Source organism: Actinoplanes oryzae (assembly GCF_030757795.1).
Taxonomy (GTDB): domain Bacteria; phylum Actinomycetota; class Actinomycetes; order Mycobacteriales; family Micromonosporaceae; genus Actinoplanes.
The window spans coordinates 1-10853 of the sequence record NZ_JAUQWH010000236.1 but is presented as its reverse complement, the minus strand read 5'-3'; the positions used below and the strand labels follow the sequence as shown (position 1 = coordinate 10853).

Below are 10853 nucleotides of genomic sequence, written 5' to 3'. Positions count from 1 at the left end.
GGCGTGCGGGTTCGAGACCCGCCCCGGGCACTCCTCTCTCCACCGCCGCTCTCTCCACCGCCGCGGGGCAGCTCGTCGGTCGGCGCGGCCACCCCTTTTCTGCCGCCGGGCAGCTTGTCGGTCGGCGCGGACACCCTGGCTGACCCGGCCCGGCCCTCGGCGGCGGCGCGGCCCGGTGGCTCGGCATAATTCGTGGCCATGAGTGCTGAGTTGCCCGCCGAGCTGCGGGCCGGGCTGGTGGCCGAGTCGGGGGCGGCCTCCGAGGAGCGGCTCGGGCAGTCGGTGGAGCGGCTCATCGAGGCGTACCGGTCCGGGCGGCCGGCGAGTGCTCCGATCCTCGCGTCACGGGTGGATGTGGCCGCGTACGCCGCGTACAGGATGCCCGCCACCTTCGCCGCGGTGCGGTCGGCGCTCGGTCAGCTGGCGGCGGCCTACCCCGGCTTCGCGCCGCGCACCCAGCTGGACGTCGGCGGCGGCACCGGCGCGGCGGCCTGGGCGGCTGCGGACGCCTTCCCGTCGCTCACCGGGGTCACCGTGCTGGACCAGGTGGGGGAGGCCCTCGACCTCGGCCGCCGGCTCGCCGCGCGGGCGGATGCCCCCGGGCTGCGGGCGGCGACGTGGCAGCAATGGCAGGCCGGCTCCTCGTCCTCGGTCGCGCTTCCCGCCGCCGAGCTGGTCACCATCTCGTACGTGCTCGGCGAGCTGACCGCTCCGGCCCAGGCCGAGCTGCTGGACCGGGCGCGCCGGGCGGCCGGCGTGCTGCTGGTCATCGAGCCGGGCACCCCCGCCGGGTACGAGCGGATCCTCCAGGCCCGCACGACCCTCCTCAAGCACGGGCTGACCGTGGCGGCGCCGTGCCCGCACCAGGACGCCTGCCCGCTCGCCCCGGCCCGGGGCGACTGGTGTCACTTCGCCGCCCGGGTGAACCGGTCGGCCCTGCACCGCCGGTTGAAAAACGCCCAGCTCGGACACGAGGACGAGAAGTTCTCGTTCGTCGCCGTGGCCCCCGGCCCGGCGCTGCTCGTGCCGGACGGCCGGCTCCTGCGGCATCCCCAGTTCCGGAAGGGCATGGTCACCATGCAGCTGTGCCGCTCCGACGGCTCGGCCGGCCCGGAGATCGTCTCCAAGAAGCACGGAAACCTGTATCGCACAGCCCGTGACGTGGAGTGGGGCGACGCCTGGCGTTCAGTTTCTTCACAGCTCACGTAGTCGCGGCTGCGTCGAAAGACCGCTTACCCTTGGTAAATCAACCCTCAAGGGAGGCTGGACACTGTGAAGACATCGAACCCGGTGCTCTCGCGCCTCGGCCAGGCGGCCGATCGGGAGCGCGCGGCCGGATACGGACCCTACGGGCCGCCCGCCCAGCCGGGTTACGGCCAGCCGTACGCGTCGGCACCCGGCTACCCGGCCGCGCCGCCGGCCGTGCGCCCCATGACGATGGACGACGTCGTCGTCAAGACCGTCACCCTGCTCGGCGTCACCGGCGTCTCTGCCGTGGCGGCGTGGAACCTCATTCCCAACAGCCTGCTCGGAGCCGCCTGGATCGGCGCCGCGGTCGTCGGCCTCGTGCTGGGCCTGGTCATCTCGTTCATGCGGATGGCCAACCCCGTGCTGGTCGTCGCCTACGCGGTGGTCGAGGGCGCCTTCGTCGGCCTGGTCAGCAAGTTCTTCAACGACATCATGGGCTATTCGGGGATCGTCCTGCAGGCGGTGGTCGCCACCTTCGGCGTCTTCTTCCTGATGGCCTTCCTCTACAAGGCCCGCGTGATCCGCGCGACGCCCAAGTTCACCAAGGTCATGATCGCCGTCATGGGTGGCCTCTTCGCCGCCATGCTGATCAACTTCGTCCTCTCGCTCTTCGGCGTGAGCACGGGCCTGCGCGACAACGGCCCCATCGGCATCATCTTCAGCCTCGTCTGCATCGTCGTCGCCGCGCTGAGCTTCATCCTCAACTTCGACGAGATCGAGCAGGGCGTGCGCATGGGCCTGCCCCAGCGCTACTCCTGGACGGCGGCGTTCGGCATCCTGGTCGGCCTGATCTGGCTCTACCTGGAGATCCTGCGCCTGCTCAGCTTCCTGCAGAGCGACGACTGATCGTTCGTCAGCTTCCTGCAGGGCGACGACTGACCGTTCGCCTCGCGCTGACGCAGCTTCCGAGTGACCGATGCCCGGTCCGCCACCCCGGCGGGCCGGGCATCGCGCTGTCCGTACCCCGAGCACGTCCGGCCGGGCATCGCATTGTCCGCACCCGCAACTCGATCCGGCCGGGCATCGCGCTGTCCGCGCCCCAGCTCGATCCGGCCGGGCATTGCGTTGTCCGCATCCCGAGCGCGTCCGGCCGGGCGGTTCCGCGGGCGGGCGCGGCGTCGCGCTCGGATAGGGTCGCGGACGTGACTGCGGAAGACGTGCGCGTGGCGCTCCAGCGCCTGCTGTCCCAGGTCGGCCACTGGGAGACGGGCCGGTGGGCGGCCGCGGCCGGCTCGGGAGGCAGCCGGGGCGACGTCGTCCACGCTCTGGTGCAGCGGCTCGCGGACCTGGGCGCCGAGGCGGAGGGCCGGGCTCGCCTGCCCGTGCCGCGCGAGCCCGACATGATCCTGCCCGACCAGCTCAAGGTCATGGTCGACGACCTCGTGGCCGCCGGCCCCGCCGAGTCCCTCCTCGCCCGGGCGACCGAGGAGATCGGCGCCGCCCGGTCGGCGCTCTGACCCCGGCTGCGGCTGTTCGCCGTCAGCGGACGGCGGGCGGGCATCGATGCCGATCGGTGCCGCGTTGACAAGTCCATGGATACCGAGCACACGGGTGTCGACAATGAGGCACTTGATGCCTACAGCCGTGTGGTGACCGGCGTCGCCACGAAACTTCTGCCTTCCGTCGCCGCGCTCAGCGTTCGTACTCCGCGGGGTGCGGGCGCCGGGTCCGCGGTGACCTTCACCGATGACGGATTCCTGCTCACCAACGCCCACGTCGTAGCCGGCGCGACCGGGGGAAGCGCCGAGTTCGCCGACGGCACGGAGACCCCCTTCGACGTGGTCGGCGCGGACGCCCTCTCCGACCTCGCCGTGGTGCGGGTGCACCACCCGGGGACCCCGGCCGCCCCGCTCGGGGACGCCGACAGCCTGCGCATCGGCCAGCTCGTGGTCGCGGTCGGCAACCCGATGGGGCTGGCCGGCTCGGTCACGGCGGGCGTGGTGTCCGGGCTCGGGCGTTCGCTCCCGGCCCGCGACGGCCGCCGCGTGCGCGTGATCGACGACGTCATCCAGACCGATGCGGCCCTCAACCCGGGCAACTCCGGCGGGGCGCTCGCCGACGCCACCGGCACGGTGGTCGGGATCAACACGGCGGTGGCCGGCTACGGGCTCGGCCTCGCCGTCCCCATCAACACCACGACCCGCCGCATCATCGGCGAACTCGTCACCACCGGCCGCGTCCGGCGCGCCTGGCTCGGCGTCGCCGGCGTCCCGGTGCCACTGTCACCTCAACTGGCCGAGCGCCTGCACCAGAAGATCGGCCTCCGCGTCGTCGAGGTGGTTCCGGGCAGCCCGGCGCACACCGCGGGCATCTTCCTGGGTGACATCATGCTCACCGCGGGCGGCCGCCCGGTGGACACGGTCCAGGCCCTCCAGCGCCTCATGCTGGGGCCGGCCATCGGGGCGGACCTGCCCATCACGCTCTACCGCAAGAACGCCATGGTCGACGTGATCACGGTCCCCACCGAACTAGCCGGCTGACCGGCGGGGAAAGCTGACCGGCGAGCAAAGCTGAGCGGCGGGGAAAGCTGAGCGTGCCGGCTGAGCGGCGGGGAAAGCTGAGCGGCGAGGCCGGCTGAGCGGCGCGTGCGAGTCCTCGGCGGGCGCGGCGGTCTGTACACCGCACCCACCTACGGCATCGGCCTTCGATCGGACGGTCAGCTGAGCCGCTCGAGGACCATCGCCATCCCCTGCCCGCCGCCGACGCACATCGTCTCGAGGCCGATCGACTTGTCGTGCCAGTCGAGGGCGTTGAGCAGCGTGCCGGTGATGCGCGCCCCGGTCATGCCGAAGGGGTGGCCCACGGCGATGGCGCCGCCGTTGACGTTGAGCTTGTCGATCGGGATGCCGAGGTCGCGGTAGGACGGGATCACCTGGGCGGCGAACGCCTCGTTGATCTCGACCAGGTCGACGTCGTCGATGGTCATGCCGGCGCGGGCGAGGGCCTGGCGGGAGGCGCCCACCGGGCCGAGGCCCATGATCTCGGGGGAGAGGGCGGTGACGCCGGTGGAGACGATCCTGGCGAGCGGGGTGATACCGAGCTCGCGCGCCTTGGTGTCGCTCATGATGACCACCGCGGCGGCGCCGTCGTTGAGGGGGCAGCAGTTGCCGGCGGTGACCCGGCCGTCGGGGCGGAAGACGGGCTTGAGGCCCGACACGCCGTCGAGGGTCACGCCGGGGCGTGGGCCGTCGTCCACGCTGACCACCTTGCCGCTGGGGGTGGTGACCGGGGTGATCTCGCGCTGCCAGAAGCCGTCGGCGATGGCCTTCTCGGCGAGATTCTGGCTGCGTACGCCGAACTCGTCCATCTCCTCGCGGGTGACGCCCTTGAGCTGGGCGAGGTTCTCGGCGGTCTGGCCCATCGCCACGTAGATGTCCGGCAGCTCACCGTCCTCGCGCGGGTCGTGCCAGGTCCTGCCGCCCTCGGCGAAGGCGTCGGTGCGGGCCTGGGCGGCGGCGAACTCCGGATTGGTCCAGGGGCCGCCGACGAGCTCCTGCGCCGCGGAGGGCAGGCCGTCGGAGCTGCCGCGGGCGAAGCGCGACACGGTCTCCACGCCGGCGCTGACGAAGATGTCGCCCTCGCCGGCCTTGATCGCGTGGAAGGCCATCCGGGTCGTCTGCAGCGACGACGAGCAGTAGCGGGTGACGGTGGCGCCGGGCAGGCCGTCGAGGCCCAGCTTGACGGCGACCACACGGGCCATGTTGAAGCCCTGCTCGCCGCCGGGCAGCCCGCAGCCGAGGTAGAGGTCCTCGATGAGCGTCCGGTCGAGCTGGGGCACCTTGGCGAGCGCGGCATCGATGATCGTGGTGGCGAGATCATCGGCGCGCAGCTCCGTCAGCGAGCCCTTGTGGGCCCGGCCGATGGGCGAGCGGGCGGTGGCGACAATGACGGCTTCGGGCATGCCCCCACGTTAACGCGCCGGTAACTTAACGCGGAAGCGTCATTTCGTCACACCATTTACTCCTGAATTGAGCGTCTTCCCGCCGCCTGCGCCGCGTCGAGCACCGCCGGGTAGAGCGCGTGCGCCCAGACTCGGTAGCCGTCCGCGGACGGGTGGAAGCCGTCGTAGCAGAGCGTGCCCGCGTCGGCCCGGAACACGGCGCCGGTCTCCTCGCCCAGGTCGACCACGGCGCCGCCGCCGGCGGTCACCTCGGCGGCCTGCGCGCGGGCCATGCGGCGGCCGAGCCAGCCGGTGACCTGGCGCAGCGGCTGGGCGATCGAGCGCACGGCCCCCAGGTCGGGGCACGTGCCGACGACCACCTGCACGCCGGCGTCCCGCAGGCGGCGCACGGCGTTGCCGAGGTGCTGCGCCGACTCGTCCGGGCTGCGCAGGCCGGTCGCGTCGTTGGCGCCGATGAGCACCACCGCCACGTCGGGGCGGTCGCCGAGCAGGGCCCGGGCCACCTGCGTCGCGAGGTCCGTGGACCGCGAGCCGGCCACGCCGACGCTGGAGAGCAGGACGTGCCGCTGGCCGGTCTCCGGCGTGCCCTCCGCCAGCAGCCGGGCCAGCTGCCCGCCGACCGTCTCGGAGAGCCACTCGACGCCGACGCCGATGGCCGCGGAGTCGCCGAGCAGCACCAGCCGCAGCGTGGGAGCGCCCGTCGGGCCCATCGAGGTGCGCAGTGCCAGGCCCATGGTGGGCTTCGCGTAGCGCCGGCTCTTCGCGGCGAGGGCCTCGCCGGTGAGCAGCGCGACGCCGCCCACGGCGGAAGCGAACAACGTGGTGGCCGCCGCTCTGCCGACCCGTCCCGTAAGGCCCGTCATGTCGCCTCCCTGCCAGCGCCTCGTCCGCCGTCGCGTCGCCGCGACGTGTCCCACCTCATCGGCGGCTCGACGCGCCACCGAAGCTTCACCGGCGGCAAACCGCGCCGCCGCGCCGGATCAGTCGGCCGGAGCCGGATGATCCTCCGGGGTCCAGCCTACGGCCCCGGACGCCGAGCGACCGGACCCACGGGTAACACGTATGCCCCTGCGACTCGCGAGATGCGCCCGTCCGGAGCCGCTCTGCGCGCCGCCGCCGGGCCCTTCCGCAGCGATCTCCTGCGCGGTCCCGGCGGGTCCCGTCGTCGGCGTGTCGCCCCTCATGGGCGAAATGTCGGATGACGCAGTCGCGCGCGGCCCGAACCAGTGCCGCGACTCACCGAACCACGGATGGTGCCGCAGCCGGGCCCAGCGCCCCGCGGGCCCGCTGTCCCGCCCGTTGACCTGGGCGGCGCTGACCTCGGTGCCGGCCGATCGGACGGCCTCCTGCGCCGCCTCGGGCAGGCTGCGCACACCCTGGTTGCCGGTGACCGGCGTGCGGTCGTCCTCGCCGAGCACGGCCATCAGCGTGGGCATGATCACGGCGGCCGCGCGGGCGTAGCCCTCGACCGACGGGTGGAAACGGTCGGAGCCGAACATCCGGACCGGATCGGCGTAGAAGAACGGCCCGAGCAGGTCACACAGCGAGACCGAGTGGCCGCCGTTCTCCACCACGGCCACCGTCTGCTCGGCGGCGAGCTGGCGGCTCCACGTGCGGGCCAGCCAGCGCAGGGGCGGCTTGATCGGCTGGATGGCGCCGATGTCCGGGCAGGTGCCGACGACGACCTTGCAGCCGGCCTCGCGCAGGCGGCGGACGGCGGTGCCCAGGTGGCGCACGGCCCCGGCGCGGTCCGAGACGTGCGTGACGTCGTTGCCGCCGATGATGATGACGGCGACCTCGGGCCGGTGCTCGAGCGCGGCGTCGACCTGGTGGACCAGGCCGGAGGAGACCGCGCCGACGACCGCGAACCGGTGCAGGCGCACCGGGCGGCGCAGGCGGCGGGCGACGCCGGTGGCCAGCAGGGCGCCGGGGGTCTCGCGGGGGCGGTGCACGCCGTAGCCCGCGGCGGAGGAGTCGCCGAGGATCACCATGTGCAGGGGCTTGCCGGGGAACTTCGGCCCGTAGAGCCCGTCGCCGCGCGGGGGCGGCGCCTCGGCCATCGGGATGATCTTGCGGGCGTCGGCCGCCTGGCGCAGCAGCACGCCCGCGGAGAGGAGGGTGAGCCCGGCGGCGGCGCCGGTCACTCCGCCGGCGACCTGCCCGGCGATCTTGATCCGTCGACGGTCGATCTCCGTCAACTTCAGCACTGCTCCCACGGTCTCCCTCGCTTCCGGCTCGGTGGAACCTGTCCGTCAGCCGATGATGGGTGATCTCGGCCGCCGGCGAAGGTGGGGCCTACGAGGCTAACGCGCGAGTGCGACAAAACGGCAACGGACTGTGAGCGAAGAGGCGAACGTGGCGGACACGCGTCATGCTGGAGGCAGCGAAAGGGGACGACATGGCTAGAACGTTGCAGCGGACCGCGGCCTTCACCGCGCTCGCCAAGGCGTTGGTGTCCGGTGCCCGCGGCGGCCCCTCCCTCGGCAAGCGGCTGGCGGCCCTGCCGCGCATGATGAAGGCCACAGCCCGCCGGGAGTACGACGGCGGCCTGCGCGTGGCGATGATGGCGGCCGCGACGGCGTACGTGATCTCGCCCGTCGACGTCGTGCCGGAGGCGTTCCTGTTCGTCTTCGGCCTCGCCGACGACGCCGTGATGATCACCTGGCTGGCCGGCACGGTGCTCGCCGAGACCGAGCGTTTCCTCGAGTGGGAGCGGCAGCGCGACGCGACCATCGCCGGGCACGTCGTGCGCTGACCGATCGGGGGCACGTGCCCTGGCACCTGACGTAGCGTCAGGTTCTACGCTGGCCTCACCCAGGTCAGGCACTCAGAAGGGCACAAGGACGTGCGGTATTACGACAACGTCGTCGAGATCATCGGGGACACCCCCCTCGTCCGGCTGCGGAGCGTCACGGCCGGCATCGCGGCCACGGTGCTCGCCAAGGTCGAATATTTCAACCCTGGCGGCTCCGTGAAGGACCGCATCGCGCTGCGCATGGTCGAGGACGCGGAGAGGGCCGGTCTGCTCGCCGAGGGCGGCACGATCGTCGAGCCCACCAGCGGCAACACCGGCGTGGGGCTGGCGCTGGTCGCGCAGCTGCGGGGCTATCGGTGCATCTTCGTGTGCCCCGACAAGGTGAGCGAGGACAAGCAGAACGTGCTCCGGGCCTACGGCGCGGAGGTCGTGGTCTGCCCGACCGCCGTGGCGCCGGAGGACCCGCGCTCCTACTACAACGTCTCCGACCGCCTGACCCGGGAGATCCCCGGCGCCTGGAAGCCGGACCAGTACCGCAACCCGGCCAACCCCCGCTCCCACTACGAGGAGACCGGCCCCGAGATCTGGAAGCAGACCGAGGGCCGGATCACCCATTTCGTCGCGGGCATGGGCACCGGCGGCACGATCAGCGGCGTCGGGCGTTACCTCAAGGAGCAGGGCCCGGTCCGCGTGATCGGCGCCGACCCCGAGGGCTCGGTCTACTCCGGCGGGACCGGCCGGCCCTACCTGGTCGAGGGCGTCGGCGAGGACTTCTGGCCGGAGACCTACGACCGGACCGTGGCCGACGAGATCGTCGAGGTCTCCGACTCGGACTCGTTCGAGATGACCCGCAGGCTCGCCCGTGAGGAGGGTCTCCTCGTCGGCGGCAGCTGCGGCATGGCCGTCGTCGCGGCCCTCGAGGTCGCCCGCAAGGCCGGCCCCGACGACGTGATCGTGGTGCTGCTCCCCGACGGCGGCCGCGGCTACCTCTCCAAGATCTTCAACGACACGTGGATGGCGCGCTACGGCTTCCTGAGCACCGGCGACGGCGCTCCCACGGTCGCCATGGCGCTCGAGTCCAAGAGCGGCGCCATGCCCCCGCTCATCCACGTCCACCCGACCGAGACCGTCCGCGACGCCATCGACTACATGCGGGAGTACGGCGTCAGTCAGCTCCCGGTCCTCAAGGCCGAGCCGCCGGTCGTCACGGGCGAGGTGGCCGGCTCGATAGCGGAGAAGTCGCTGCTGGACGCCCTCTTCTCCGGGCAGGCCCACCTGCACGACACGATCGAGCGCCACATGGGCGACCCGCTGCCCATGATCGGCGGCGGTCAGCCGGTGAGCGAGGCGGTCACGCTGCTGGAGAAGGCCGACGCCGCGATGGTCCTCGTCGACGGCAAGCCGGCGGGCGTGCTGACCCGGCAGGACCTGCTGGCGTACCTCAGCTGAGAAAGGCCTCGATCTCCGCGACGAGCGGGCCGTTCGCGGTGTAGTGGACGGCCCGCAGCCCGGCGGCGCGGGCGGCTGTCACGTTGGCGGGCACATCGTCGACGAAGAGGCAGTCGCGCGGGGCCACGCCCAGGCGGGTGACCGCCAGGGCGTAGGCGGCGGGGTCCGGCTTCTCCAGGCCGGTCTCGTGGGAGTAGAGGATCTCGTCGACGAGGGCGGGGAAGCCGTAGGCGGCCTCCTCGCGTTCGCGGGCGCCGACGAAGCTGTTGCTGAGGATGCCCAGACGGCAGCGGCCGCGCAGCCGCCGGACGCAGGCGATCAGCTCCTCGTTGGGGGAGCCGAGATAGTCGGCCCAGAGGTCGGCGAGGAAGCGGTCGGCCGCGGGTCCGATCTCCTCGGCGATCCGCGTGGTCACCTGCGCCTCCGTCATGGCGCCCACGGCGCCGGCGGCCCACACGTCGGCGAGGCGACGGCCGAGGTGGCCGTCCGGGAGGCCGAGCTCCCGCTCCCAGCGGGCGGCCCAGCCTGTGGGCGGGGTGTGCGCGAGGACGCCGCCGATGTCGAGGAGAAGTGCGCGTTCGATCATGGCGTCAGCCTGGGCCTTTCCCCTGGGGAAAGGTCAACATCGCAGTGATGGTCACTGATAGTTGCGAAGGTCGCACACTCAGTCCGATCGCCGGGCGGCGCGCGGCGGTTGTATGGAGTACGAGCGAGCGACACATCGGACGGAGGTACCAGCACCCATGGTCATGGTCGACCAGGCCGCACCGGCCGGGATCGTGGACCGTCTGCTCTGGCAGGACGCGCAGCGGATGCTCGCCCGTCACGCGAGTGCCGGGCACGACGGCAACTGTGTCTGGTGTGGATGGCGGTGGCCGTGCGCCCCGCGGCGGATCGCCGAGCGCGCCGACGCCGCGTCGCGCCGGCCGTGGCGGGAGGCGTGGACCTTCCGGCACGACCTCAACAGCGTCCGCGAGATGCCCGGAGTGCTCGACGACAGCCGGCCCGCGGTGCGAAGAAGCAAGGACGACGATGAATTGACCTGACAGGGCGTCAGTCCCGGGAGCCCCGACCGTCCCCCGGCAGGAGTGACCCGGCACCGACGCCTGTTCCGCGGTGACATCGCCGTAGCCCCGCCAGCACGCCGATGTCCCGCGCCCGGACCCGTCCCGAACCGACCCGACCGGCACGCCTCCGCCGGTCGGCGCCTCCGGCCAGGCGCAGCACGGTTCGAGACGGGGCACGGTTGGCGGGGACGCGTGACCACAGGTTCCCCCGCATCAACTCGGTCACGCGTTCCCGCCTCCCTAGAGGGCCCGCGAGTAACGCACCTGCAGCGTCGGCGCGTCACCGATCGTGTCGACCCGTGTGACGCCGTCCGCGGCCCAGCCCCCACGCTCGTAGAACGCCCGCGCCCGCGTGTTCCGCTCCAGCACCCACAGGACGGCCCGGTCGCCATAGGCGGGCAGGGCTCGCAGGGCGTCGATCATCATCGCCTTG

The 10853-nt window shown here is 72.6% G+C and carries 10 protein-coding genes and 2 pseudogenes; 7 read left to right on the top strand and 5 right to left on the bottom strand.

From position 1 onward, the window contains the following. Positions 1 to 198 precede the first annotated feature (198 nt). From RBH18_RS40800 to RBH18_RS40785, 4 genes are all read left to right on the top strand, one after another. Complete coding sequence (locus tag RBH18_RS40800) at positions 199 to 1209, top strand: small ribosomal subunit Rsm22 family protein (RefSeq protein WP_306215876.1); 1011 nt, start codon at positions 199 to 201, stop codon at positions 1207 to 1209. 63 nt (positions 1210 to 1272) lie between these two features. Next, the gene (locus RBH18_RS40795) at positions 1273 to 2094 is read left to right on the top strand and encodes a Bax inhibitor-1/YccA family protein (protein ID WP_306215875.1); all 822 of its coding nucleotides are present in this window, start codon (positions 1273 to 1275) and stop codon (positions 2092 to 2094) included. A gap of 296 nt (positions 2095 to 2390) precedes the next feature. Continuing rightward, on the top strand, positions 2391 to 2705 hold the full coding sequence (locus RBH18_RS40790; RefSeq protein WP_306215874.1) for a hypothetical protein: 315 nt from the start codon (positions 2391 to 2393) through the stop codon (positions 2703 to 2705). 75 nt (positions 2706 to 2780) lie between these two features. Next, on the top strand, positions 2781 to 3728 hold the full coding sequence (locus tag RBH18_RS40785; protein ID WP_306215873.1) for a S1C family serine protease: 948 nt from the start codon (positions 2781 to 2783) through the stop codon (positions 3726 to 3728). A gap of 176 nt (positions 3729 to 3904) precedes the next feature. Here the strand turns inward: RBH18_RS40785 and RBH18_RS40780 are convergent, their stop codons facing one another. The 3 genes and pseudogenes from RBH18_RS40780 to RBH18_RS40770 all read right to left on the bottom strand — a co-directional run. Beyond that, on the bottom strand, positions 3905 to 5149 hold the full coding sequence (locus tag RBH18_RS40780; protein ID WP_306215872.1) for an acetyl-CoA C-acetyltransferase: 1245 nt from the start codon (positions 5147 to 5149) through the stop codon (positions 3905 to 3907). Between the two features lie 56 nt (positions 5150 to 5205). Then, positions 5206 to 6012, bottom strand: coding sequence for an SGNH/GDSL hydrolase family protein (locus tag RBH18_RS40775; RefSeq protein ID WP_306215871.1), 807 nt, complete (start codon positions 6010 to 6012; stop codon positions 5206 to 5208). 375 nt (positions 6013 to 6387) lie between these two features. Continuing rightward, positions 6388 to 7365: pseudogene (locus RBH18_RS40770) on the bottom strand (SGNH/GDSL hydrolase family protein); the annotation flags it as partial. Positions 7366 to 7547: 182 nt separating this feature from the next. Here RBH18_RS40770 and RBH18_RS40765 point away from each other — a divergent pair. Next, positions 7548 to 7904, top strand: a complete 357-nt coding sequence (locus RBH18_RS40765) for a YkvA family protein (RefSeq protein ID WP_306215870.1) — start codon at positions 7548 to 7550, stop codon at positions 7902 to 7904. 90 nt (positions 7905 to 7994) lie between these two features. Next, positions 7995 to 9353, top strand: a complete 1359-nt coding sequence (locus RBH18_RS40760; protein ID WP_306215869.1) for a cystathionine beta-synthase — start codon at positions 7995 to 7997, stop codon at positions 9351 to 9353. Here RBH18_RS40760 and RBH18_RS40755 read toward each other — a convergent pair. Next, the gene (locus tag RBH18_RS40755) at positions 9346 to 9939 is read right to left on the bottom strand and encodes an HAD-IA family hydrolase (protein WP_306215868.1); all 594 of its coding nucleotides are present in this window, start codon (positions 9937 to 9939) and stop codon (positions 9346 to 9348) included. The two genes, RBH18_RS40760 and RBH18_RS40755, sit on opposite strands and share 8 nt — an antisense overlap. A gap of 157 nt (positions 9940 to 10096) precedes the next feature. Between RBH18_RS40755 and RBH18_RS40750 the strand changes: the two genes are divergently transcribed. Further along, positions 10097 to 10399 carry a hypothetical protein gene (locus RBH18_RS40750; protein ID WP_306215867.1) on the top strand — a complete coding sequence of 101 codons (303 nt, stop codon included), beginning with the start codon at positions 10097 to 10099 and terminating at the stop codon, positions 10397 to 10399. A 261-nt stretch (positions 10400 to 10660) separates the two neighbouring features. On the opposite strand, the pseudogene RBH18_RS40745 reads toward RBH18_RS40750, so the two are convergent. Next, a pseudogene (locus RBH18_RS40745) lies at positions 10661 to 10853 on the bottom strand (GNAT family N-acetyltransferase); the annotation flags it as partial.